Source organism: Microbacterium sp. LWO12-1.2 (assembly GCF_040675875.1).
Lineage (GTDB): Bacteria > Actinomycetota > Actinomycetes > Actinomycetales > Microbacteriaceae > Microbacterium.
In genome coordinates this window covers 1-22,263 of record NZ_JBEGII010000004.1, presented here as the reverse complement: position 1 = coordinate 22,263, position 22,263 = coordinate 1, and the positions used below count along the sequence as shown (strand labels likewise).

Sequence of the window (22,263 nt, the reverse complement as noted above, 5' to 3'; positions counted from 1 at the left end):
GATGCTCGCCCTCGATCTCATCGCCGCTGGGCTGGTCGTCACGAACGCTGCTGCCCTGGTCGTCTGCATCATCGTCGGCGGGCTCCTCCTCGGCATCATGAACACGGTGCTGACCGAAGCGGTCATGGAGGTTACGGATCTCCCGCGCTCCGTGGCATCATCGGCCTACTCCGCGGTTCGGTTCCTCGGTGGAGCAGCAGCCCCGCCGCTGGCAGCACTGCTCTGGCACGCCTTCGACGCCACCGTGCCGTATCTGTTCGCGGCAGCATCCATCCTGCTCGCCGCTCTCATCGTCTTCTTCGGTCGCCGAGTGCTCAATCGCATCGACGAACCCGTCGAGGATGCGCTCGAGGACGCGGAGGCTATTCTCATCGGAGATGCCGCATGATCCGCGGCTCTGAACGCTTCTGAAAGGACGCCGTCGTGACCGCAGAACAGACCCTTCCGCCGCGGAGCCGCATCGTGCAGGAGCATCTCGCGGCGGCAGGGGTCGACACCAACGTGGTCGTCCTGCCGGATTCCGCCCGCACCGCAGCGGCCGCCGCTGCCGCCATCGGCTGCGACGTCGGTGCGATCGCGAACAGCCTCGTGCTCGTCGTCGACGGCGCGCCGGTGCTCGTCATGACGAGCGGCCGGCATCGGGTCGACTTCGCTGTGCTCGCCGACAGTGTCGGAGCGGATGCCGTCGACATGGCGCCGGCCGCGATCGTCCGCGACGTCACCGGGCAGGCGATCGGCGGAGTGGCCCCTGTCGGCCACCCGGCTCCGCTGCCCACATTCATCGACGAATCTCTCGAGGCCTACCCGCAGATCTGGACGGCGGGCGGCACCCCGCACACCGTGATGCCGCTGACATTCGCTCAGCTCGTCGGAATGACGAACGGTCAGATCGTGAAAGTCGCCGCCGGCTGACCGCCCGGACGCACGCGGGCCGTGATCACTTGACCGTGACCGCGATCTTCGCCGTCTTCTGGTCCGAAGTCTCCTCAGGCACGGAGCCACGGAACTCGTACTCGAACTCGATGACGGTGGTTCCCGAGCCCACCGGAGCGAACCGGTACGAGAACTCGAGAGGCGCACCGGTCATTCCCTCCTCGCCGAGGTAGCGCGTCTCTTCGTCGCCGGGGCCGAGCACCGCTGCATCCGGCTCCTGCGTGATCACCCACGCATCTCCGACCGAGGGATTGATCTCCCCGAAGTCGACGACGAGCGTCTCCCCGGTGCGAGAGTCACGGAGTCCACCGTGTAGTCGACGGTCTTCTCAGCGGCGCCTGCGCACCCCGCCAGCCCGAAGCCGACCACTGCGGCCGCTGCCAGTGACAGCACCGTGCGAGTCATCCTGTTCGCCATCTGCCCACCCCTCATGTCGAGGCTCACGGTATCGCACCGTGTCGGTGACGCATGGCATCCTGGGCGCGTGAATGAACTGTCTCTTCGCCGCTGGTCTGTCGACGACTTCGATCTGCTGCGCCTGGCCAACACCGCCGAGATGACGGCGCACCTCAACGGCCCGGAAACCGAAGAGCAGCTGATCGCGCGCCATGAGCGCTATCTGCGACTCGGCGAGTCGGGCGAGGCATGGATGTTCGTGGTCATCGACGGCGATCGTCCGCTCGGCTCGATCGGATGCTGGCGGACTAACTGGCACGGCGAGGCCGTCTTCGAGACCGGCTGGTTCGTCACGCCGGAGGCTCAAGGGCACGGCATGGCGTCCACGGCCCTCGCGCTTCTCATCGACGTCATGCGCGAGCACAGCTCCGAGCGACGCCTCCTCACGGCCTTCCCGTCCGTGACGAACGGACCGTCCAATGCGGTGTGCCGCAAGGCCGGCTTCACGCACGCGGGAACCGTCACCGACGTGTTCCGCGATGCCGAGCTCACCTTCAACGAATGGGTGCTCGATCTGAGCGCTCCCGCCGCCTGAGCGCAGCGTTCGGTTCGGAAAATGAAAAAGCCCCGAAGACTGGCGAGAGTCTTCGAGGCGATTCCGTGCACCCCCTCGGACTTGAACCGAGAACCCACTGATTAAGAGTCAGTTGCTCTGCCGATTGAGCTAGAGGTGCGTGGCCCGGGATGACCCCGGCCGAGGAATTACATTACCAGTCGATCGGCGTCATGCGAAATCGAGGCCGACCCGCCGACGGAGACCCGGAATGGGAAGGCTATCCTGAGAAGGTGACCGCCTCCCCCGCTGCCGCCGACCTCCGCGACGACCTCGAGCTCGCCCTCCGACTGGCGGATGCTGCCGACGCACAGTCGCTGCCGCGCTTCGATGCGGCCGACCTCGAGATCTCGACGAAAGCCGACAATTCGCACGTCACGGACGCCGACCTCGCGACGGAGCGTGCGCTCCGAGAGATTCTGGCCGCCGAGCGCCCAGAGGATGGCATCTTCGGCGAGGAATTCGGCGCGCAGGGCGATACGCACCGCCAGTGGATCATCGATCCGATCGACGGCACGGCGAACTTCCTGCGCGGAGTCCCGCTCTGGGGCACGATGATCGCGCTCGCCATCGACGGCGTCCCTCAGGTCGGTGTCGTCAGCATGCCCGCACTCGGGCGTCGCTGGTGGGCGTCGACCGGCGGAGGATCCTGGACCGCGACCGACGCCGCACCGCGGAGGATCCGCGCGTCATCCGTGTCTTCCATCAGCGACGCGAGCGTGAGCTTCCAGAGCATCACGCAATGGGCCGAGGCCGGCCAACTGCCCGCTCTGCTGAAGCTTGCCGAACACTCTTGGCGCGACCGAGCATATGGCGATGTGTTCGCCTACATGCTCCTTGCCGAGGGACGTCTCGAGATGGTCGCGGAGTTCGAGGTGAAGGAATACGACATCGCCGCTGCGGTCCCGATCGTCCGCGAGGCCGGTGGCCGAATGACCTCGTTCGACGGCGTCGAGACGATCTCTGCCCGTTCGACACTCGCCAGTAACGGCATCCTGCACGGTGCCTTCCTCGACCTCCTGCACTGACTCCACCCCAGACACACGACAGGGCCCAGCGATGATCCCCCGCATCTCTACTGCCGCCGCCTCGGCGCTGCTCCTCGCGCTCGTTCTCACTGCGTGCGCCGGCGCGCCGACCGATACCGGGACGATCCCGACGCCCAAGGCGTCGGAGCCCGCCGCGGAGGCGAGCGCCGAACCGGTGACCACGCCCACCCCTGCAGCCACGAGCGCGGCTCCCACCTGCGAGACGATGGTCTCGCAGGGCACGGTCGAGGCGCTCACCGATGAAGGTTGGACCGCGGGGGTCAAGGAGTTCAACATCGGAGGCGTGCCCCTCCCGCAGGGGCTGCTCTGCTTCTGGGCGGACTACACCGTCGCCTCCGATCATGGTCAGCTCTATGGATGGTCCCAGATCAGCGCATCCGACGCTGACAAGGCGCAGGCTGCTCTGCTGGCCGACGGGTGGCAGCGCGAGGATTCATCGGAGGGCGTGTACATCACCGAGGATGCCGAGCACTCGATGGGTACCGACGAAGACGGTTACGGCATGACCTACCTCTTCGGCGATGGTTGGGTGAAATTCGCTGACACGAGGCAGGGACTGATCCTCATCGAGTGGGCCGGCTGATCCGCTGACGTTTCGGGATGCGGCTAGGCTTCGTCGGAACCACGCCCCCATTTCCTGAGGACCCCCATGGCATCACACGACTTCATCATCAACGGCGACCACACCGCCGCCAGGGCGACGATCGCCGCTGCTCTGCAGGCGGAAGGGTACGCGCTGAACGCGCTGCCGAACGGGACGACGATCGTCGCCGCGCGCGGCAGCAAGGCCGCGACACTCTGGATCGGCGCTCTGGCCGGGAAGAACTTCCATGTGTCCTTCGCTGTGGACTACGCGCAGGATGCTCAAGGGCGCCTCATCGCCCGCCTGAATCGCGATATGACCGCCGGCGCCCTCAAGGGCGGTGCGATCGGTGCGGCGAAGACCAAGACCGCATTCGAGGAAACCGCGAACGCCCTGCAGGCGGCGCTTGCGTCCACGGGGACGCTGGCTGCCTCCGTCGCGAACCCCTGAGGTCGGGATCGGCCCGTCTCCGGTTCTTGGAGAGTGCATTTCCCCTACAAACACAGAAAACCCCGACATCCGCGTGGTCACGCGGTTGTCGGGGTTCTCCTGTATGACAGCGGTTCCGTGGAGCTAAGTTTGTTTTCTGATGTGTCTCATGTGTCATCGAGGAACTCGAGAGCACGAGATCAACCTGTTGGAATGATACTTCCGAGCGGCTCCTCGGGGCGCTAGCGACGAAGTACGCGTGCAGAGCCTGCAGGTGCGCATCGCGCTCGGACTCGAGGTCGGTGATGCGCTCTCGGGCCGCGTCGAGATCCTGCTTCTCTCGCCTCTCGGCCTGTTGCTTCGGCGCACGCGGTCCACCACCCTGACGAACAGGGCGGTCGACCGCGCGCGCGCGATGACTTTTCCACTGGTGACAGCGACCATTCTCCGAGACGCTCAACTTGTCTCGGATGATACACATGGTGACGACCATTCTGAATCCCCACTTGCAGTGTGGTGATACACATGTTTGACACCATTCGTGGAGCTGGGGGGAATCGAACTTATGCCCCGCGGCTTACTTCTGCTAGCGGGATCCGCCGAATTTCGGCAATATTCCGCTCTCCACTCGATGGCGACATGCATGAAACTACATCGGCCGACATCCGTTTTCGAGCTTCGTTGTGGCACCCGTTGTGGTGCGGGTCGGGCGGCGTTAGAAGATCGAGACCGGGAGCAACGCGGCCCCATGCCGTCAACGGCGCAGCACGGGATCGAAACGAAGACGCCCCGATTCGACCCGGAGGTTTCGCGCCTGAACGACTTGGACGTATGGGTGAAGAATGTCCCAGTAGTGAAGGGCTCCACGCACGTAGTCGTCGGCGTTGGCAAACAACAGTAGCTCCGAGCGATCTTCCCAGGGAAATATGATCTGGACGGCTGCTTTCAGCGCAGCGTCCGCCTCTCCGGCTGTGTGCGACGCGGGCAGCACAGCGATCACTTCGTTCGCTTCCCAGGGCAACACAGGATCGGTTGAGCGCGCCCCTGCTGGGTCGAGTGCAATCACCCATGCTTCAGCCCTCGTCGGTATGCGGCGCCGAAGTCGCGACACCTGTTCCAGATCAAAGCGCCACGGACCGCCATGCTCCGACTCATCCCGCGGGAACATCTCACGAGCGACCGCGCGAACCCACTTCGGTGAGACGTTCAGTTCGACGGCGAGTTCAGCGGGGGTCATGTAGCAGAGCCTAGCCACAAGCGTTCCACCGCGACGTCCGCCGCGGTGGAACGCGACGTGACGGGTGCAGCCGGTTGAGGCGTCTCGCGGAGATCCCCTCTCATCGCCAGTGCCTCGTCATAGTCCGGGAAACGAAACAGTCGTTCCGCCTGGACGCTTCCGTTCTCCACCAGGAAAGCCATCAGCTCGCCGCCGATGGCGACTGCCTTGGCACCGGCTTCCATCAGGTCTAGCTGTTCGTCGCGGACACGACATGCCAGCGCGATCTTCTCCTCGCGTGCATCCGGCGCGGATGACAGCGTAAACGTTTGCGGCTTGGGCTTGACAGCGAACTCTCCTGCCGGGATACGTTGCGACTCGAACGTGCCTCCGTCCATCGACGTGTACTTGAAGGCCGAAAGTAGTTCGCTCTCATGCGGAAACCCGAAGAGGTAGACGGTCGTGCTGCCGATATCTCCAGCGATCGAGATCAGTTCGCGCTCGATCGCCCTCAGTCTTCCTGGTGCGGTCGCATTGGCGCCTTCGACGTCGACGATTGCCAGATCCGCGTTGAGTTGAGCGTGCAGAGCCGCGCCGATTTCGGCAGTACCTGTTGTGGCCATGGCTAGGTTCAGTCGAGGAATGGCCCACACCTTCGACTGATACCGAACGGGTGTACGTCCATCTGCGGCGGTGACCAATGTGTCAGAAACGATCTCGGCCGCGTCTTGCCAGACTGTGTACATCAGCAGCGTCAAGAGCTTCCCTTCCTCTTCGCCCCGGATGGGAGCTCCATAGCGTACTCCTCGCTGTCGGCCGTCTTGGCAGCAATACCCCTGGCCGACGTGATGCCTCTCCATTCACCGCTCCGTAATGCGGCACGGTATTTCTCGATCGCGCTGTGGCCACCAGCTGCCCGCACTTCGGCTGCAGTCAGGACATGCTCGCCGTCTGACAGCATTGCGGGCACGTCGTCGGATGTGCTCGTCCCGGGTCCGCGAACCGGCCCGCCGGTAGCCCATTCGCCGATCGACACGTCCTTGTTCCCGACAGAGAACGATTCCAGCGTGATCCGCTTGTAGGTGTTGCCGGGAATCGCGTCTAGGCGTTCCTTCAGAGCCCGCAGCTTCAGTTCCGCTTCTTCCGCGCCGGTCAAAGTCACCGCGGTGTTTATGTTGCCGGGGATGAGTCCGAGCTTGTCGGCGTAGGCTTCTGCTTCGGCCCCGGTGATCCCGAATTGCGCGAGCATGTCGATCAGTCGTTGACGCACCCATTAGGACTCGCAGCAATCCGGCGGCTGAAGCAGTGCCGCTCTCGTCGACCGTCTCGGCGAGCCGTAGCGCAACTGCACGCCGCCATCCGTCAACACCGAGCCGATCCAGCTCGGCACCGACCTCCTCAGAAATAGTCATGAGCCTCCTTCGACCCCGTTTTTTCGTGGGGGGAGAAAAGTCGATTCCCCGGCGGGCCGCGGTGCGAGGGGCGAAGGGGGTTCCCCCCACCCCTGAGCATCGGGTGATCCCATCGGTGTACCCATGCCTGGCACCTCGACGTCGAGTGTCGCTTTCATACGGTGCAACGTGTGGTTGTGTTCTTCCATGTGGTCTTCACTCATCACCATGGAACTCAGCGACTCCGCGGCTCCGGATTCTGCAGGTATCTGGAACTTCTCGACATTCGGACCGGACCTCATCGTCGGGGCGCTGACTGCTCTGGGTGTTGGTCTGATACTCATCTGGGCCGAGCAACGCGTGAGTGCCCACGCGCGGGGCGAGGCTGTAGCCCAACAGCAGGACCGAGCCGTGTCTAACGGGGTTCTTCTGCTTCAGGCATCCCTTATCTACTCCGGACATGGTCCAGAGTCACTGCTACCCGCTGGCGGCAACCTGGAGCGCCTGCGGCTTCTTGCTGGCTCCGTCTCTCCGGATCGGCCTTCCCGAAACGTATTCGGGTTCAATTGGTTAACAGACGCCGTGGGAACTTACGAGCGCCTTCAGGTACTGGCCGACAGCATCTCCGCTCGATCGGAGAGCTACGAGAGTGGCGATAGCTTCCTGACAGCTTCGACTCTCTACGCTCGCATCAACGACATGGCGCGTGCCGGAGTCACTCACATACCGTCGTGGTGGGAGGGCGGCGCCCCTGAAACACTCGAACCCGTTGCAACGCAGGTCGAGCAAGACTGGGCGTTCAAGGACGACGTAACGTCCTACCTCCACGCGCGGCGTCTCCTAGATGAATACCGCGATGCGTTCCTCGAAGCATGGCACGAACTGTCCGCCAAGGCTCACGTGATCAACCTAGAGACCATCACGGGTGCTCCTCATCGGTGGCTCAAAGGCCGAATCGTCGAGCGTCGGCGGCGGCTCAAGTTTGAAGAGCTAACGCGAGAAGTTGTCGCAACCACTGAGAACCGTCTCAACATGATGCGAGGTGGCTGCTGACCTCTAGTTAGCGGCGCTCAAAGAGCAGGGAAATCTCGCGTTCGAAGCCGTGTCCGCCCTGCTCCCATCGCAGCCGAGTCGCAGTAGACGAGTCGAACGGAACGAAGGCGACGAACGCTCCCGTGCCGCCGACATCGAGGGTATTCCAGTAAGGAAGCGTCTCCGCCTGAATGGTCGGCGCAACAAACTCGACACGAAGGTGCTCGACAGCGCTAGGCCCAAGGTTGGTGACTTCCCACTCAGTCAGTCCGCCAAGCAAGGTGCTGCCGTAAGCGGCAGTGAAATGGCTGGGATTGCTCATCGACTTGGAAAAGGCAACAGAGATCGTCGAGCCCACAGGAGGCGGAGAGGTCGCATACTTCCTGCGCAGCCACCCGTCGATCTGCTTCGGGATCGATCGCGCCCAACGCACGATGCGCTTGCCCCAGAACGACGCCGCGATCAGACCAGCGATCAGAATGAGTAGCCCGATCCACCCGGCCGGGTCTGCGTCGAACTTCTCGATGAACCACTCCCAAAACTCCACTCCTGAAGCCTAGCGATTCGGTCAGACCCCAACCTGCTGCGCTAGCGTTCTGGGATGACGAACGAACCGCTCCCCCGCGTCTTCATCGGCGCCTCCTCAGAGGCGAAGTTCGTGGCCGATACCCTTCAGGTGCTTCTGCAGGCTACGCGAAGTGTGATCCGGTCGTTTGGGATCAGGGCACGTTTGGCCTCACGAAAGGGTTCCTCGATAGCCTGATAAACGCTGCAGAGGCTGCGGACTTCGCGGTACTTGTTGCCACGCAAGACGACGCTCTAGCGAATCAAGAACGAATGGCGCCGCGTGACAACGTGATGCTTGAGCTCGGGCTGTTCATCGGAGCCCTCGGACGCGACAGGGCGCTCCTTGTGGCAGACCACTCCGCGAACGGCATCAAGCTCCCGACCGATATGAACGGAATCACACACGCACCGTACTTCCTCGACGGCTCCCGCAACCTCAAGGCCGCGCTCACACGAGCTGCGCTTGACATCACCGAGCACATTGTAGAGGTGGGGCCACGGAAGCGCATGCCGGTGCGATCTGGCACGATTCCAACTCCTCCGCGCCAGCCGATCGCTGCGCCCGCACGGCCTAATCCCGTGACGCACTCCCTAGCGGATCATGTCGAACGGTTGCACTGGGAGCTACAGTCGGTCGCCCGAAGCGCTCAGGCTCAAGGATGGAAAGTGAAGCAGTCCGAAACGACGCTCCGTTTGGTAGATCCTCACCGCAAGCGCTTCGCGTTCAGCATCACGGGTCACCCACGCAGGCACGTTCCAAACTCCGCGACTTCGCGGCCGAGCTACGCGCCAACGGGTTGCGAGTGAACCGTGTTGTTCGCGAACCACTTGAGTCCGCAATATCGATTGTGACGGGATAGCGGATGCCTTCGTGAGTGAGCGTACCGCCCACTCACGAAGTGCACTCCAACCCGCTGTCCATCGGGAGCCCGTTAGGAACGCCGTGCATCGGCCAACTTCGAAAGCGTTGGATCCGCGTCTTCATCCCCTGCACCTGGCATGAGAATCCGTCGCGTCTAGGACATCTCGTCCGTTGACCCGCGAATCGCGCGCTAAGCGAATGCTGACTTGTTTACCTTATCGACAACCTCGCTGTCAGAGGCTTCAGCGCGCCTGCGACCTCTGACAGGCAATTCGCCCCGGCGACCCAACTTCGGGTTGCTATACGCCGGCAGCTATCGAGTCGGGGTGCGGCGCATATGCCGGGTGCCCGACAAAGTGATGCCACGGCTTCAGCGCGAAGCAGCAGACGCTATCGGCGCCCTCCTCGGCGGGCTGATTGTGGCACCCGTTGTGGCACCGGGTGGATCGGAGCCTTCACCGGGCGCAGAAAAAGGCCCGACTCCATAGTGATCTCTAGGGAGTCGGGCCTTCATCCAGTGACAGCGGTTCGGTGGAGCTGGGGGAATCGAACCCCCGTCCAACGCTGAGTCTCCACGCATTCTCCGGGCGCAGTCTGTGCAGACGTTCTACTCGGCTCCGACCTTTGTCACAGACACCTAAGTCGACAAGCCCAGCCTGGGAAGAGTCCCGTATGACGTCCAGACGCCGTCATACAGCAAGATTCCTAGATGACGCCAGGATCCGTATCGGAATCACATACGGCCTGACGGACTATCGGGCTCGCTTATGCAGCGAGGGCGAAGTCAGTGCGCTTGGTTTCGGCACTTATAGTTTTGCAGGGAGCGTTCACGAGATAACCCTGCATCCTCGGCCCGCTTCTCGTGGATTCACAGGCGCTGTCGAAACCGATCAGCCCCGTGTTCCTTCTTGCGAAGGGACCGCTGTCACACTGTGTATTTTTCAACTCCGGATGCGATGCACCGGAGCATCACAGACTACAACGAAAGCGCGCCCCACGCTATTCCGCGCGGGCGTGGAGCAGTCGCGTAGAGTCGCAGCATGACCGACGTCACCATCACCGTCCGCGGCGAGAACGAGGCGCGCATCGCGCCGGAACGCGCCACGATCCACGTCACTGTACGTGCCGAGGGTGCGCAGCGCGCGCCCGTCGTCGACCTCGTGATGAGGCTCGCAGAACCCGTGCGCACAAGCATCGTCGACCGCAAGAATGCGAACAGCGTGGTGGAGTGGACGAGCAAGAGCCTTGCGGTCCGCGCCGAACGGCCGTGGAACAGCGACGGCAAACGCCTCGCCCCCGTCTTCTACGGGAGCATTTCACTCACGGCCACGTTCGCCGAGGCATCCGAGCTGTCCATCTGGGTCTCCGAGGTCTCGGCGTGGGACGGCGTGGAGATCGGCTGGGTCGACTGGCAACTGACCCCGGAGACACGCGGCCGTGTCGAGCGAGAGGTCGCCGCCGAGGCTGTCGGCGTCGCTGTCGCTCGCGCGCAGGCCTACGCCGGCGCTCTCGGACTGACGGAGGTCACGCCGCTCGAGATCGCCGATGTCGGCCTGATGGCCCGCGCCGAGGCCGCTGCTCCCCGGCGATGAAGATGCGCGGCGCCGCCTTTGCGGCGGCCGACTCCGGCGCGTCGATGGAATACGAGCCGGAAGAGATCATCGTCTCGGCAACCGTCGAAGCGCGTTTCATCGCCCGCTGAGCCGCCGCTGCGTACCCGTGGATTCAGCGGGTGAAGGGAGCGAGCTCAGCGGCCAGCCGCTCTGAGACGTGCGCGTGCACGACAGTGCCGTGCTCGCCGTGCTCCGCCGACAACAGCATCCCGGTCTCGTGGATGGCTGCGACGAGGTCTCCACGGTCGTACGGCACGACGGCACGGACCTCGACGGCCGGCTTGGGCAGTGCCTCCTCGACGGCGGCGCGCAGCTCCTCGATGCCCTCTCCGGACCGGGAGGAGACGAAGTGCGCATTCGGCTCGAGGCCGCGCAGCACCAGACGATCGTCTTCGCTGAGAAGATCGGCCTTGTTGACGACGACGATCTCGGGGATGTCGCGCGCGCCGATGTCACCCATCACGTCGCGCACGGTCTGCAGCTGACCTGCGGGGTCGGGGTGCGAGCCGTCGACGACGTGCAGCACGACGTCGGCATCGCCGACCTCTTCGAGGGTCGACCGGAACGCCTCGACCAGCTGATGCGGCAGATTGCGGACGAACCCGACGGTGTCCGTGAACGTGTAGACACGTCCGTCGGCTGTCTCGGTGCGGCGCACGGTCGCATCGAGCGTCGCGAACAGAGCGTTCTCGACGAGCACCCCGGCGCTGGTCAGCGCGTTGAGCAGACTCGACTTGCCGGCGTTCGTGTAGCCGGTGATCGCGACCGATGGGATCGTGTTGCGCTTGCGCTCCGCGCGCTTCGCCTCGCGGGCAGGGCCGAAATCGCGGATCTGGCGACGCAGCAGAGCCATCTTGGTGCGGATGCGGCGGCGGTCGAGTTCGATCTTCGTCTCACCCGGTCCGCGCGAGCCCATACCCGCCCCACCGGCGCCGACCTGGCCACCGGCCTGGCCGGCTCATGGAGTCACCCCACCCGCGCAGTCGCGGCAGCAGGTACTCGAGCTGGGCGAGTTCGACCTGCGCCTTGCCCTCGCGGCTCTTCGCGTGCTGGCTGAAGATATCCAGGATCACGGTGGTGCGGTCGATGACCTTGACCTTGACGACGTCTTCCAGCGCTCGGCGCTGGCTGGGGGCGAGTTCGGTGTCGGCGATGACCGTGTCGGCACCGGTGGCCGCGACGATGTCCTTCAACTCCTGCGCCTTGCCACGGCCGATATACGTCGCCGCATCCGGGTGCGGTCGCCGCTGCAGCACTCCGTCGAGAACGACGGCACCGGCGGTCTCGGCAAGGGCGGCGAGTTCACGCAGCGAGTTCTCGGCGTCCGCCCTGAGCGCCCTGGGGATACACGCCCACGAGCACCACGTTCTCGAGGCGCAGCTGGCGATACTCGACCTCGGTGACGTCCTGGAGCTCTGTGGAGAGGCCGCCGACACGCCGCAGCGCATGGCGATCCTCAAGATCCCACTGCGCGCCGTCGCTTGCCGCGTGCGCGGCCGTCGATTCATCCTGCAGCGCCTGCGCCGCTCCGAACACGCGGACCTCCGAGTGCTTCTCGGCGTTCGCGAGTACGCGGTCCAGCGCCTCGTCTCCGGTGGAGGGTGTCGAGGTCTGCGTCATCAGTTCCTAATCTCTAGCTTTGATTCGAGCCTTAACCTTAGCCCTCGGTGTCCGGTACGCTCACCGTATGGGGTCCGATCACTACTTCACTGCGGCCCCGGCAAGCCCCGCGAACCTGCGTGCAATCCGTGGTGACGCTCGCAGGCCGAGAGCTGGATGTCACCACCGCAGGTGGCGTTTTCAGCCCGGATCGACTGGATGCCGGCACCGCAGTGCTCTTCGCCAATATGCCTCCGGTCCCGCCGGGAGGCGATCTCCTCGACCTCGGCAGCGGGTGGGGGCCCATCAGCTTGTCGATGGCTCTCGCCGCCCCGCACGCGACCGTGTGGGCGGTCGACGTGAACGAGCGGGCTCTCGGATCTCGTGCGTCGCAACGCCAAGGCGCTGGGACTCACCAACATCAACGCCGCGCTGCCCGACGATGTTCCCGAGGGCGTGACTTTCCGCACGATCCGCTCGAACCCTCCGATCCGCGTGGGCAAGGATGAACTGCACGGACTCCTCGAGCGATGGATCCCGCGACTCGATGAGAGAAGCGATGCCTGGCTCGTCGTGCAGCGCAACCTCGGCGCAGACTCGCTCCAGCGGTGGATCGGCGCGACCTTCCAGCCCGGCTACAGCGTGTTCCGCACCGCGACGGGCAAGGGCTATCGCGTCCTGAAGGTGCGCAAGCACGGCACACCGCCGACCGAGCCGATCCTGCTCGCGGAGTAGCAGAACAGGGCTTATCCGCCCACGGTCATCCCGAGGAGCGCAGGCAACTCCGCCATGTCCTCGAAAACGGTCGTGCCCTCACCGGCCAACCATTCGGCCGGCGTCAGACCACCCGCGTATCCGAAGGCGTGCATGCCTGCCGCTCGCGCGGCCTCGACGCCGAACCGACTGTCCTCGATGACGACGCAACGCGACGGCGGCACACCCATGCACGAGGCCGCGCGCAGGAACAAGTCCGGAGCAGGCTTGCCGTTCTCCACCTCCGCGGCACTGAAGATCCTGCCGTCGAAACGGGGCAGCAGACCGGTCAGCCCGAGAGTCCTTCGGATCTTCTCGTGCGCACCGCTCGACGCGACGCACGTCGGTGCGCTGATCGTGTCGAGAGCGGTGACAACGCCAGGCACCGCCTGGAGATCGCGCACGAAGGCGTCGCTGTAACGGTGCTGATAGGGAGCTTCCCAATCATCCGGCAGCGCACGCCCGAGATAGGCCTCGATCTCGCTGCGGAAGTGCGCGGCCGAGCGTCCGACGAACCGGTGCACGATCTCCTCGATCGTCAACTCCCAGCCGAGATCCGACAACACCTCTCGGTCGATCTCGACCGACAGACGCTCGCTGTCGACCAAAACCCCGTCGCAGTCGAAGATGACCAGTTCAAGGCGCTCCGGAAGCGACATCAGATCAGGTCGATCTCTCCTCGGAACACGAGCTGGGCGGGTCCGGAGAGCGCGACGTGCTCTCCGTCCTCGGCTGCGAACATCCGCACACCCAGGGTCCCGCCTGGGACCTCCACACGCCAACTGTCGGGCGCCTGCTCCCCCGCCCAGTACCTGACGGCCAGGGCGGTGGCCGCGACCCCGGTACCGCAGCTCTGGGTCTCGCCGACGCCGCGCTCGAAGACGCGCATCCGCACGTGCCCGATGCCGTCGCGGACCAGCGGTTCGCCTGGCACCACGAACTCGACATTCGCTCCCGCCGGCGGCGCGGGCTCCAGCACGGGCGCGCGGTGCAGTTCGAGGGTGGCGAGCTCCTGATCAGAAGCGATCGCGACGACGACATGCGGGTTGCCGACGTCGATCCCGAGTCCCGGTCGGGTGACAGCGAGGCCCTCCACGTTCACGAGCGGATCGTCACCGGAGAGTCGCCAGCGACCGAGATCCACCTGATAACCGGTTTCGCTGCGGGTGACGTCACGCACACCTGCACGGGTGCCGATCGGGAGCGTCGAACCGGGCTCGATCGAGGCGAGGCCCGATCGCACCAGGTAATGCGCGAACACGCGGATGCCGTTGCCGCACATCTCCGCAATGGATCCGTCCGCGTTGCGATAGTCCATGAACCATTCGGCATCCGGCTCCTCGGCGAGAGCGGCAGCGCCGACGTCGATCGCCGAAGAACGGACCACCCGAAGAACGCCGTCGGCACCGATCCCGAAATTCCGATCGCAGAGCACCGCCACTTGCTCGGCGGTGAGGTCGAGCTCCCCGTCGGGGTCGGCGATGATCACGAAATCGTTGCCCGTGCCGTGTCCTTTGGTGAATGCGACCATGCGCCCAGTCTAGAGTTCGCGTCTATGCGTCAGCGATCAGCCGCTTGCCGGTGTTGGACACGGTGAACCGCTCGTACCCGAGCCGATCGTAGAACCCCAGCACCTCGTCGTTGCCGCCCCGGACCATCAACTGCACCTTCGGGCAGCCCATGGCAAGAAGAAGCCGTTCCGCCTCCGCGACGAGCCTTCGTGCGATCCCCTGCCCGCGATGAGCATCCGCGGTGGCGAGGTAGTACAGCCAGCCGCGATGACCGTCATAACCCGCCATCACCGTTCCGATGATGCGCTCGGCATCCGCGCTCTCCAGCGCCGCAATGCCGGCGACGAGAAAGAGCTCGGGCTGCACAGACATCTTGCGCTCGATGTCGAGGCGAGGATCATTCCACGGGCGGGTGAGGCCCGCTTCTTCCCACAGCGAGACCACGCCCTCTGTGTCCTGCGGTTGGAATGCGCGAATCCGCCAGTTCATCGTGGACCTTCCCGCCGGGCCTCGGATCCGGCGCATCCGAGTCTAGAGGCGCTTCGCGCACCCTTCAGTCGCGGACGACCCGGTATCTCCCGCACATGAAGTTGCGGTTGCGTGCCACTTCCAGAAGCTCGAGGTCGAGTGTTCGAGGAAGCAACGGCGCACCTGATCCCAGCGTCACCGGGGCGTACTGCACCCAGATCTCATCGATCAATCTCGCATCGGAGAACTGGCCGACCAGCTCTCCCCCACCGACGACCCAGAGATCTCGTTCACCGGCCGCAGCAGACATCTCGGCGTGCACCGCACGGACGTCGCCACGCACGAACCGGACGTCGGCGCCGTCGGGAACGGGCAACTCACGATGCGTGAACACCCAGGTCGGCTGCGCGTACCCCCAGGGCTCGCCTTCGGTGTGGCGAAGCACCCACTCGTAGGTGGACGCCCCCATCGCCAAGGCTCCGATGCTCTTCTCGAACTCGGCGTAGGCCATCGGTCCGTTCTGGTCGATGTCCTGCTTCAGCAGCCAGTCGAGGGAGTGCTCGGCGGTCGCGATGAATCCGTCGAGGCTGGACGCGGTGTAGTAGGAGGTGGTCATGGCTCCAGCGTCGCACCGGCGTCGGACATCCGCCAGGATCAGCGCGCGAGCAGCCCTGCCGGATCGACAGGATGCTCATGCCACTCGAGGTCGGGATAGCGCTTGAACCAGGACACCTGGCGCCTCGCGTAGCGGCGGGTGAGCGACTGTGTCTGCGCGATCGCCTCGGATTCGCTCATCGTTTCGTTGAGCTGTCCGAGGGCCTGCGCGTATCCGATGGCGCGACTGGCGGTCACGCCGTGCTCGAGGCCCTGCTCGCGGAGGGTGACGACCTCGTCGACGAGGCCCGTCGCCCACATACGGTCGACCCGTGCATCGAGTCGCTCGACGAGTTCCGCCCGATCGACACGGAGGCCGATCAGTCGGGTGCGCGGATGCCACACCACCGGCTTCTCAGGAAGGGCAGCGCCATGGGTCTGGGCCCCCTGTTCGATGACTTCGAGTGCGCGGATGATCCGTCGCCCGTTCTTCGGGTCGATCCGCGCGGCCGTCTCCGGATCGAGGACGCGAAGCCGCTCCAGCAGCACTGCTGTCCCGGCTTCCTCGAGCTCATTCTCCAGTCGCGCCCGGACCACCGCGTCACGCGGGGGAAAGCGGAAGTCGAAGACCACGCTGGACACGTACAGTCCGGAGCCGCCCACCAGGATCGCGTCACCGCCGCGAGCGTGGATGTCGGCGATCGCCGCCCGCGCGAGCGGCTGATACCAGGCGACGGCAGCCTCCTCGGTGACCTCGCGCACGTCGAAGAGATGATGCGGGATGCCTCGGCGCTCCTGCGGTGCCAGCTTCGCCGTGCCGATGTCCATGCCGCGATAGAGCTGCATGGCATCGGCGTTCACGACCTCGGCCGGATTGCCGTTCGCTCTGAGTGACTCGGCGAGATCGAGTGCAAGGTCGCTCTTGCCTGTTCCGGTCGCACCGACGATCGCCCAGAGACGCGGACCGTCGGCGGGCGAACCGATCCCTTCGACGGGGCTGGTCACCGAGGTGGAATCAGACACCGATGCGGAGCGTGGGCAGTCCGAGCACGACCGCGCGGGGAGCTCCGTCGCCGGACGGGGCGGGAACCGCGCAAGATTCGGACTGCGAGCGATCCCACGCGTCGCCGCCGCGCGTGCGGCGGATCTGCAGGGGCTTTCCGGTCGGGTCGTCAGCAAGCAGGTGGAACGGCGCGGCGTGGGTGATCGTCACGGTGACGACATCACCGGGACGAGGGAGGTCGGAGCCCGGAGTCACCTCGAAGTGCACGAGGCGGTTGTCCTCGGCCCGACCGGTGAGACGGTGCGTCTCCGCGTCCTTCTTGCCCTCGCCCGTCGACACCAGCACCCGGACCTCGCGACCGACCTGCTTCTGGTTCTCCTCGAGTGAGATGCGCTCCTGCAGGGCGATGAGCCGGTTGTAACGTTCCTGGACGATCTCCTTCGGCACCTGATCTTCCATCGTCGCCGCGGGGGTGCCCTCACGAATGGAGTACTGGAAGGTGAATGCCCGGAGAACCGCGACTGTTCGACGACGCGCATGGTGTCTTCGAAGTCCTCGTCCGTCTCGCCGGGGAAGCCCACGATGATATCGGTGGTGATCGACGCCAGCGGGATGCGCTCGCGCACGCGGTCGAGGATGCCGAGGAACCGCTCGCTGCGGTACGAGCGGCGCATCGCCTTCAGGATGCGGTCGCTGCCCGATTGCAACGGCATGTGCAGTTGCGGCATCACGGCCTCGGTCTCGGCCATTGCGTCGATCACGTCGTCGGTGAAGGCCGCGGGATGCGGGCTCGTGAACCGGATGCGCTCCAGGCCGTCGATCTCGCCGGCGGCACGCAGGAGCTTTCCGAATGCGTGGCGGTCACCGAACTCGACGCCGTACGAGTTGACGTTCTGTCCGAGGAGGGTGACCTCGATCGCTCCGTCGTCGACGAGGAGGCGGATCTCGTTCAGGATGTCGCCAGGGCGGCGGTCCTTCTCCTTGCCACGCAGGCTCGGCACGATGCAGAACGTGCAGGTGTTGTTGCAGCCGACCGAGATCGACACCCAACCACTGTGCGCCGAGTCCCGCTTGGTCGGCAGCGTCGACGGGAAGACGTCGAGCGACTCCAGGATCTCGAGCTCGGCTTCACCGTTGTGGCGCGCGCGTTCGAGCAGGCCGGGAAGAGAACCCATGTTGTGGGTGCCGAAGACGACGTCGACCCATGGCGCCTTGTCGAGCACGGCCTGCTTGTCCATCTGAGCCAGACAGCCGCCCACAGCGATCTGCATGCCATCTTTGCGACGCTTGACCGACGCGAGGTGCCCGAGAGTGCCGTAGAGCTTGCCCGCAGCGTTGTCGCGCACCGCGCAGGTGTTGATGATGACGACATCGGCCTCGGCGCCGTCGACAGCGCGCACGTACCCAGCGCTCTCCAGGGATCCGGAGAGCCGCTCCGAGTCGTGCACGTTCATCTGGCACCCGAAGGTGCGCACTTCGTAGGATCGCTGTCGGCCGTCGACGTCAATGGCCGCCGACGAAGCGCTGATGATCGTCGGTTCGCTGCGCGGGATAGTCATGGTCATCCCATTGTACGAGCGCTCCGACGTAGAAGCCCTGCGAACGATGCCGCTCCGTGCGCGCCGACTGAATGAAAGGTGTTCAGTCCGAATCCACGAACCGCACACCGGAGGAGGGCTGCCCGAACGACGCCTCGGTCAGCGCGGTGCGTGCGGCCTTCATCGCGACCGAGCCGTTGTACCCCCGCCGGGACAGCTGCCCGACGAGCCGGCGAAGGGCGGTGTCATGATCGAGGCGCGACAATGACCGCGCCTTCGTACGGGCGAAGTCCAACGCGCGTTCGTCGTCATCGTCTGGAACCTCGTCGAGCGCCGCTGCGATGACGTCGCGCGGGATGCCCCGTTGCGCGAGTGCTCGAGACAGCGCCACCCGCCCCAATCCTTTCCGTTCGACACCGGAGATGACGAGGTGTCCGGCGAGGATCGCATCATCCAGGTACCCGCGCCGGCAGAAGTCGTCGATCACGTCGTCGATCTGCGAAGACTCGAGCGAATATCCCTTCAGCACAATTCGGGACTCGGAGACCGAGAGCGATCTGGTGCGCAGTTTTCGAACCAGCGCCTCCTCGGCGACCTTCCGGGTCTCCTCAGGATCAGGGGTCTGACTCTCCGCACCCTCGGCGTCGGATGTTCCCTCTCCCGAATCCGCGTGTGGGTGCAATGCCCGCAGACGCGGAGCCGTGTGCCGCTCTGCGGTGCCGCGAGCGGGATGCCGATCGCTCGGCGCGCCCTGGTCTCGCCCTCCGGAAGACGCCTCCGACGCTCTCTTCGCGCCGAAGAGCGGAATGACGGGGGCGAGACGATCCACGATTCCGCCCGCTTCGCCCCCGTTCTCACCGATCATGATCAGGCCGGTCGACGCTCTGCGAGCTCGTCTGCCGCAGCAGCAGCCGCCGGCGCCGCCGCACCGATACCGAGCTTCTGCTTGATCTGAGTCTCGATCGCCAGAGCGATGTCAGGGTTCTTGAGGAGGAACGTGCGCGCATTCTCCTTGCCCTGACCGAGCTGGTCGCCGTCGTATGTGTACCAGGAGCCCGACTTCTTCACGATGCCGTGCTCGACGCCGAAGTCGATCAGGCTTCCCTCACGGGAAATGCCGATGCCGTACAGGATGTCGAACTCGGCCTGCTTGAACGGCGGAGCCATCTTGTTCTTCACGACCTTGACCCTGGTGCGGTTTCCGACAGCGTCGGTGCCGTCCTTCAGAGTCTCGATACGACGGATGTCGAGCCGCACCGATGCGTAGAACTTCAGCGCCTTGCCGCCGGCAGTCGTCTCCGGCGATCCGAAGAAGACGCCGATCTTCTCACGCAGCTGGTTGATGAAGATCATGGTGGTGTTGGTCTGGTTCAGGCCACCGGTGAGCTTGCGCAGCGCCTGCGACATGAGGCGAGCCTGCAGACCCACGTGCGAGTCGCCCATCTCACCCTCGATCTCGGCACGAGGCACAAGCGCCGCCACGGAGTCGATGACGATGAGGTCGATGGCGCCGGAACGCACGAGCATGTCGGCGATCTCGAGCGCCTGCTCTCCGGTGTCGGGCTGCGAGACGAGAAGGGCATCGATGTCGACGCCGAGCTTCGCCGCGTAGTCGGGGTCGAGCGCGTGCTCGGCGTCGATGAAGGCGGCGATGCCGCCTGCGCGCTGCGCGTTGGCGATCGCGTGCAGCGTGAGCGTCGTCTTACCGGACGACTCAGGGCCGTAGATCTCGACGATGCGGCCACGCGGAAGGCCGCCCACTCCGAGGGCGACGTCGAGGGCGATGGAGCCGGTGGGGATGACGGCGACGGGTGCGCGGTCATCGCTGCCCAGCCGCATGACCGAGCCCTTTCCGAACTGCCGGTCGATCTGAGCGAGGGCTGTTTCCAGGGACTTCTCGCGGTCGGCGGGTGATGGCATGATGTGCTTCCTTCTGCTCGCGTGGTGCCGCCTGTAGGCTGTCGCGGCCGACCCGGCTGGGACGAACTCTCCGACAAGGCGTATGGCTCTGAGCCATGTCTTCACCGTAGGAGGGGCCTCCGACATCGTGTCGGCGAACCCGCGAACTGTGGAGAGACAAGTCTCGAAACCATCTGTGCAGAAGACTACGCCCGCTTCGAACAGATATTCGACGACACGCCGCAATCGGAACGTCGTCGCCCGCACGCATGGATCAGAACGAGATCGAGTCAGCGCTTGCGCGGCTCCAGACGGCCGGCGCCGTAGCGGCGCTCCGGCGGCACATCCATCTCCTCGCAAAGAGCGAGCCAGATGTCACGCGGTGGCAGCCCCAGATCGAGCGCTTCCAGGGCCGTCCGGCCACCGAGAGCGGTGAGCACCAGATCGTTCAGCAACGACGAAGCGCGCCCCGAGAACTCGCCTTCGACGGCGCGAAGAAACTCACTGCGACGCATCGAGGTTCCGGCGTCGACTCAGTGGAGGGAGAGCTGCGGCTCGATCGATGCAACGAGGTCGTCCGGGACGACGTCCGGGAAGACCTGGATTCCCTCAAGGACCGAGATGCGATCGCCTACTTCGCGCATGATCGTCGAGATAGGCACATCGAGTGCATCGGCGACGGACGCGAGGATCTCGCTGGACGCCTCTTTCTGCCCGCGCTCGACCTCACTGAGGTAACCGAGTGCTACCGAGGCTTTGCCCGCTACCTGACGAAGGGTACGGCCCTTCTGCAGGCGGAAGTCCCTGAGCACATCGCCGATTTCCTGTCGAACAAGAATCATCAGAACCCCCTCTCCATCGCCATCCCCGGAATCCTCCGAGGGATCGCCAGTCTAACCCGACCTGACTCCATTAAATCTACTGTTTCTCGCTGTGGTTTCGTTGTGAAGGACCTTGACAAGGGACGTGGTGTGAGCCGCACACCATCGACAACAGCGATCCGATGACTGCTATTCCCGGAGCACGGCCAACGCGGACGAGAGCGCGGCGTCGACCGACTGCTGGCGAACGGCCGCCCGGTCCCCCTCGAAGACGAACATTCGGGAGATCTTGATCCCGGAGCGACGACGCCGATGTGCACCGTACCCACCGGTTGACCGTCCGGCGAATCCGGTCCGGCGATACCGGTGGTCGCGATGCCGACGTCCGCCGGAAACCCTGCGACCGAGAGCGCACGACGCACGCCGTCAGCCATCTGCAGCGCCACTTGGGGATGCACCGGTCCATGCTCCTCGAGCAGCTCGGCGTCGACCCCGAGCAGCGTGTGCTTGACCGGAGTGGCGTAGGCCACGATGCCTCCGCGGAAGACATCGGAAGCGCCGGGCACGGACACGATCTCCGCCGCGATCGCGCCACCCGTCAGGGACTCGGCGACGCCGAGACTCAGCGCGCGCGCCCGCAGCACCTCGAGAAGCGCAGCGGCGTTCGCCGTCGTCATGAGGTCTGCTGGTCCTGGCGACCACCGCGGACCTGCGCGACGATGTAGTCGACACCGCTGGCCACCGTCAGGACCAGCACGGCGGCCATCAGCACCGCCGTGATGAGAACCCAGATGTCGAGGCCGATCAGCACGTGCAGCGGGAGCAGCGCCCACGACAGCGCGACGCCCTGCACCGCGGTCTTGAGCTTGCCCATCCACGCTGCGGCGACGATGTGCTGTTTCGCCACCATGAAGCGATGGATCGTGATGCCCCACTCCCGGACGAGGATGATCACGACGAACCACCAGCCGAACTCACCGAGCTCGCCGAGCACCGCGAGGCCGATGAATCCGGCACCGGTGAGCAGCTTGTCGGCGATCGGGTCCCACAGCTTGCCGAAGTCGCTGACGATGTCGTACTTGCGCGCCAGGTAGCCGTCGACCCAGTCGGTCGAGATCGCGACGATGAAGAGGACCGCCGCCGTCCACCGAAGGGCGAGATCGGGGATGCCGTACGTGCCGCCGAGAAGGAGCAGGACGAAGAAGACGACCGCAAGGGGGATGCGGGCGATCGTGATCGCGTTCGGCAGCTGCCGGGGAATCGCCATCAGTCGCGACCCGTCAGGCCCCAGGCGTCTTCGTCGCCGTCGCCCTCGGATTCGACGACCGGCAGGCCTGCGAACTGCGCTTCGACAGGATCGACTTCCCGGAAGCCTGAGGCAGGAGCCGGAACA

The 22,263-nt window shown here is 65.0% G+C and carries 24 protein-coding genes, 1 tRNA gene, 1 other RNA gene and 5 pseudogenes; 11 read left to right on the top strand and 20 right to left on the bottom strand.

The annotated features are described in order from the left end of the window. Positions 1-388: pseudogene (locus MRBLWO12_RS19590) on the top strand (MFS transporter); the annotation flags it as partial. Positions 389-423: 35 nt separating this feature from the next. Beyond that, positions 424-912, top strand: a complete 489-nt coding sequence (locus tag MRBLWO12_RS19585) for a YbaK/EbsC family protein (protein WP_341975061.1) — start codon at positions 424-426, stop codon at positions 910-912. A 25-nt stretch (positions 913-937) separates the two neighbouring features. Here the strand turns inward: MRBLWO12_RS19585 and MRBLWO12_RS19580 are convergent. Next, positions 938-1,210, bottom strand: a pseudogene (locus MRBLWO12_RS19580) (protease inhibitor I42 family protein); the annotation flags it as partial. Positions 1,211-1,417: 207 nt separating this feature from the next. Here MRBLWO12_RS19580 and MRBLWO12_RS19575 point away from each other — a divergent pair. Further along, positions 1,418-1,924: a GNAT family N-acetyltransferase gene (locus MRBLWO12_RS19575; RefSeq protein WP_341975063.1), complete on the top strand. Its 507-nt coding sequence runs from the start codon at positions 1,418-1,420 to the stop codon at positions 1,922-1,924. 66 nt (positions 1,925-1,990) lie between these two features. Here MRBLWO12_RS19575 and MRBLWO12_RS19570 read toward each other — a convergent pair. After that, positions 1,991-2,063: transfer RNA gene (locus tag MRBLWO12_RS19570), tRNA-Lys, on the bottom strand. Positions 2,064-2,175: 112 nt separating this feature from the next. Between MRBLWO12_RS19570 and MRBLWO12_RS19565 the strand changes: the two genes are divergently transcribed. The 4 genes from MRBLWO12_RS19565 to MRBLWO12_RS19550 all read left to right on the top strand — a co-directional run bounded on the left by MRBLWO12_RS19565 (position 2,176) and on the right by MRBLWO12_RS19550 (position 4,523). Continuing rightward, a complete protein-coding gene (locus tag MRBLWO12_RS19565; protein ID WP_341975064.1) occupies positions 2,176-2,970 on the top strand; it encodes an inositol monophosphatase family protein in 795 nt (264 codons plus the stop codon). A gap of 31 nt (positions 2,971-3,001) precedes the next feature. Then, positions 3,002-3,574: a hypothetical protein gene (locus MRBLWO12_RS19560; protein ID WP_341975065.1), complete on the top strand. Its 573-nt coding sequence runs from the start codon at positions 3,002-3,004 to the stop codon at positions 3,572-3,574. Positions 3,575-3,640: 66 nt separating this feature from the next. Further along, on the top strand, positions 3,641-4,024 hold the full coding sequence (locus MRBLWO12_RS19555; protein ID WP_341975066.1) for a hypothetical protein: 384 nt from the start codon (positions 3,641-3,643) through the stop codon (positions 4,022-4,024). Positions 4,025-4,262: 238 nt separating this feature from the next. Continuing rightward, a complete protein-coding gene (locus MRBLWO12_RS19550; RefSeq protein WP_341975067.1) occupies positions 4,263-4,523 on the top strand; it encodes a hypothetical protein in 261 nt (86 codons plus the stop codon). A gap of 234 nt (positions 4,524-4,757) precedes the next feature. Here MRBLWO12_RS19550 and MRBLWO12_RS19545 read toward each other — a convergent pair whose 3' ends face one another. Genes MRBLWO12_RS19545 through MRBLWO12_RS19535 form a run of 3 tightly spaced genes read right to left on the bottom strand, consistent with a single transcriptional unit; the run spans position 4,758 to position 6,468 of the window. After that, positions 4,758-5,240, bottom strand: a complete 483-nt coding sequence (locus MRBLWO12_RS19545; protein WP_341975068.1) for a hypothetical protein — start codon at positions 5,238-5,240, stop codon at positions 4,758-4,760. Further along, on the bottom strand, positions 5,237-5,977 hold the full coding sequence (locus MRBLWO12_RS19540) for a hypothetical protein (RefSeq protein ID WP_341975069.1): 741 nt from the start codon (positions 5,975-5,977) through the stop codon (positions 5,237-5,239). Before MRBLWO12_RS19540 ends, MRBLWO12_RS19545 begins: the two co-directional genes overlap by 4 nt. Further along, the gene (locus tag MRBLWO12_RS19535; RefSeq protein WP_341975070.1) at positions 5,974-6,468 is read right to left on the bottom strand and encodes a hypothetical protein; all 495 of its coding nucleotides are present in this window, start codon (positions 6,466-6,468) and stop codon (positions 5,974-5,976) included. Before MRBLWO12_RS19535 ends, MRBLWO12_RS19540 begins: the two co-directional genes overlap by 4 nt. A 370-nt stretch (positions 6,469-6,838) precedes the next feature. Here MRBLWO12_RS19535 and MRBLWO12_RS19530 point away from each other — a divergent pair, with 370 nt between their 5' ends. Next, positions 6,839-7,663, top strand: a complete 825-nt coding sequence (locus tag MRBLWO12_RS19530) for a hypothetical protein (protein WP_341975071.1) — start codon at positions 6,839-6,841, stop codon at positions 7,661-7,663. A gap of 7 nt (positions 7,664-7,670) precedes the next feature. On the opposite strand, the gene MRBLWO12_RS19525 is transcribed toward MRBLWO12_RS19530, so the two are convergent. Then, positions 7,671-8,189, bottom strand: coding sequence for a hypothetical protein (locus MRBLWO12_RS19525; protein WP_341975072.1), 519 nt, complete (start codon positions 8,187-8,189; stop codon positions 7,671-7,673). Positions 8,190-8,191: 2 nt separating this feature from the next. Between MRBLWO12_RS19525 and MRBLWO12_RS19520 the strand changes: the two genes are divergently transcribed. After that, entirely contained in the window at positions 8,192-9,016 is an 825-nt protein-coding gene (locus MRBLWO12_RS19520; RefSeq protein WP_363558704.1) for a TIR domain-containing protein, read from the top strand. A 584-nt stretch (positions 9,017-9,600) separates the two neighbouring features. On the opposite strand, the gene ssrA is transcribed toward MRBLWO12_RS19520, so the two are convergent. After that, positions 9,601-9,969, bottom strand: a transfer-messenger RNA (tmRNA) gene (gene ssrA, locus MRBLWO12_RS19515). A gap of 142 nt (positions 9,970-10,111) precedes the next feature. Between ssrA and MRBLWO12_RS19510 the strand changes: the two genes are divergently transcribed. Then, the gene (locus MRBLWO12_RS19510) at positions 10,112-10,663 is read left to right on the top strand and encodes an SIMPL domain-containing protein (RefSeq protein ID WP_363558699.1); all 552 of its coding nucleotides are present in this window, start codon (positions 10,112-10,114) and stop codon (positions 10,661-10,663) included. A 133-nt stretch (positions 10,664-10,796) separates the two neighbouring features. Here the strand turns inward: MRBLWO12_RS19510 and hflX are convergent. Beyond that, a pseudogene (hflX, locus tag MRBLWO12_RS19505) lies at positions 10,797-12,304 on the bottom strand (GTPase HflX). Positions 12,305-12,371: 67 nt separating this feature from the next. Between hflX and MRBLWO12_RS19500 the strand changes: the two are divergent. After that, a pseudogene (locus MRBLWO12_RS19500) lies at positions 12,372-13,018 on the top strand (class I SAM-dependent methyltransferase). 11 nt (positions 13,019-13,029) lie between these two features. Here the strand turns inward: MRBLWO12_RS19500 and MRBLWO12_RS19495 are convergent. The 12 genes and pseudogenes from MRBLWO12_RS19495 to pgsA all read right to left on the bottom strand — a co-directional run bounded on the left by MRBLWO12_RS19495 (position 13,030) and on the right by pgsA (position 22,137). Beyond that, positions 13,030-13,695 carry an HAD family hydrolase gene (locus tag MRBLWO12_RS19495; RefSeq protein WP_341975077.1) on the bottom strand — a complete coding sequence of 222 codons (666 nt, stop codon included), beginning with the start codon at positions 13,693-13,695 and terminating at the stop codon, positions 13,030-13,032. Beyond that, the gene (gene dapF / locus MRBLWO12_RS19490; protein WP_341975078.1) at positions 13,695-14,567 is read right to left on the bottom strand and encodes a diaminopimelate epimerase; all 873 of its coding nucleotides are present in this window, start codon (positions 14,565-14,567) and stop codon (positions 13,695-13,697) included. The genes MRBLWO12_RS19495 and dapF overlap by 1 nt, the downstream gene beginning before the upstream one ends. Before the next feature lie 22 nt (positions 14,568-14,589). Further along, entirely contained in the window at positions 14,590-15,036 is a 447-nt protein-coding gene (locus tag MRBLWO12_RS19485; protein WP_341975079.1) for a GNAT family acetyltransferase, read from the bottom strand. A gap of 64 nt (positions 15,037-15,100) precedes the next feature. Beyond that, a complete protein-coding gene (locus MRBLWO12_RS19480; RefSeq protein ID WP_341975080.1) occupies positions 15,101-15,631 on the bottom strand; it encodes a dihydrofolate reductase family protein in 531 nt (176 codons plus the stop codon). Between the two features lie 38 nt (positions 15,632-15,669). Continuing rightward, the gene (gene miaA, locus MRBLWO12_RS19475) at positions 15,670-16,593 is read right to left on the bottom strand and encodes a tRNA (adenosine(37)-N6)-dimethylallyltransferase MiaA (RefSeq protein WP_341978443.1); all 924 of its coding nucleotides are present in this window, start codon (positions 16,591-16,593) and stop codon (positions 15,670-15,672) included. Between the two features lie 31 nt (positions 16,594-16,624). After that, positions 16,625-18,171, bottom strand: a pseudogene (miaB, locus tag MRBLWO12_RS19470) (tRNA (N6-isopentenyl adenosine(37)-C2)-methylthiotransferase MiaB). An 82-nt stretch (positions 18,172-18,253) separates the two neighbouring features. After that, on the bottom strand, positions 18,254-19,015 hold the full coding sequence (locus tag MRBLWO12_RS19465) for a regulatory protein RecX (RefSeq protein WP_341975081.1): 762 nt from the start codon (positions 19,013-19,015) through the stop codon (positions 18,254-18,256). Between the two features lie 2 nt (positions 19,016-19,017). Then, complete coding sequence (gene recA / locus MRBLWO12_RS19460) at positions 19,018-20,070, bottom strand: recombinase RecA (protein WP_341975082.1); 1,053 nt, start codon at positions 20,068-20,070, stop codon at positions 19,018-19,020. A 269-nt stretch (positions 20,071-20,339) separates the two neighbouring features. Beyond that, complete coding sequence (locus MRBLWO12_RS19455; protein ID WP_341975083.1) at positions 20,340-20,564, bottom strand: DUF3046 domain-containing protein; 225 nt, start codon at positions 20,562-20,564, stop codon at positions 20,340-20,342. A gap of 18 nt (positions 20,565-20,582) precedes the next feature. Then, positions 20,583-20,891 carry a helix-turn-helix domain-containing protein gene (locus MRBLWO12_RS19450; RefSeq protein WP_102191905.1) on the bottom strand — a complete coding sequence of 103 codons (309 nt, stop codon included), beginning with the start codon at positions 20,889-20,891 and terminating at the stop codon, positions 20,583-20,585. After that, entirely contained in the window at positions 20,891-21,547 is a 657-nt protein-coding gene (locus tag MRBLWO12_RS19445) for a CinA family protein (protein WP_414685521.1), read from the bottom strand. Before MRBLWO12_RS19445 ends, MRBLWO12_RS19450 begins: the two co-directional genes overlap by 1 nt. After that, positions 21,544-22,137, bottom strand: a complete 594-nt coding sequence (gene pgsA, locus MRBLWO12_RS19440; protein WP_341975085.1) for a CDP-diacylglycerol--glycerol-3-phosphate 3-phosphatidyltransferase — start codon at positions 22,135-22,137, stop codon at positions 21,544-21,546. The genes MRBLWO12_RS19445 and pgsA overlap by 4 nt, the downstream gene beginning before the upstream one ends. Positions 22,138-22,263: the final 126 nt, after the last annotated feature.

Bases quoted from the DNA above. Each gene is read 5' to 3' on its own strand.
- MRBLWO12_RS19560 (WP_341975065.1), top strand. From the start codon at position 3,002: ATGATCCCCCGCATCTCTACTGCCGCCGCCTCGGCGCTGCTCCTCGCG.
- MRBLWO12_RS19555 (WP_341975066.1), top strand. From the start codon at position 3,641: ATGGCATCACACGACTTCATCATCAACGGCGACCACACCGCCGCCAGG.
- MRBLWO12_RS19545 (WP_341975068.1), bottom strand. From the start codon at position 5,240: ATGACCCCCGCTGAACTCGCCGTCGAACTGAACGTCTCACCGAAGTGG.
- MRBLWO12_RS19535 (WP_341975070.1), bottom strand. From the start codon at position 6,468: ATGCTCGCGCAATTCGGGATCACCGGGGCCGAAGCAGAAGCCTACGCC.
- MRBLWO12_RS19530 (WP_341975071.1), top strand. From the start codon at position 6,839: ATGGAACTCAGCGACTCCGCGGCTCCGGATTCTGCAGGTATCTGGAAC.
- MRBLWO12_RS19510 (WP_363558699.1), top strand. From the start codon at position 10,112: ATGACCGACGTCACCATCACCGTCCGCGGCGAGAACGAGGCGCGCATC.
- MRBLWO12_RS19495 (WP_341975077.1), bottom strand. From the start codon at position 13,695: ATGTCGCTTCCGGAGCGCCTTGAACTGGTCATCTTCGACTGCGACGGG.
- dapF (WP_341975078.1), bottom strand. From the start codon at position 14,567: ATGGTCGCATTCACCAAAGGACACGGCACGGGCAACGATTTCGTGATC.
- MRBLWO12_RS19485 (WP_341975079.1), bottom strand. From the start codon at position 15,036: ATGAACTGGCGGATTCGCGCATTCCAACCGCAGGACACAGAGGGCGTG.
- MRBLWO12_RS19480 (WP_341975080.1), bottom strand. From the start codon at position 15,631: ATGACCACCTCCTACTACACCGCGTCCAGCCTCGACGGATTCATCGCG.
- MRBLWO12_RS19465 (WP_341975081.1), bottom strand. From the start codon at position 19,015: ATGATCGGTGAGAACGGGGGCGAAGCGGGCGGAATCGTGGATCGTCTC.
- recA (WP_341975082.1), bottom strand. From the start codon at position 20,070: ATGCCATCACCCGCCGACCGCGAGAAGTCCCTGGAAACAGCCCTCGCT.
- MRBLWO12_RS19455 (WP_341975083.1), bottom strand. From the start codon at position 20,564: ATGCGTCGCAGTGAGTTTCTTCGCGCCGTCGAAGGCGAGTTCTCGGGG.
- MRBLWO12_RS19450 (WP_102191905.1), bottom strand. From the start codon at position 20,891: ATGATTCTTGTTCGACAGGAAATCGGCGATGTGCTCAGGGACTTCCGC.
- MRBLWO12_RS19445 (WP_414685521.1), bottom strand. From the start codon at position 21,547: ATGACGACGGCGAACGCCGCTGCGCTTCTCGAGGTGCTGCGGGCGCGC.
- pgsA (WP_341975085.1), bottom strand. From the start codon at position 22,137: ATGGCGATTCCCCGGCAGCTGCCGAACGCGATCACGATCGCCCGCATC.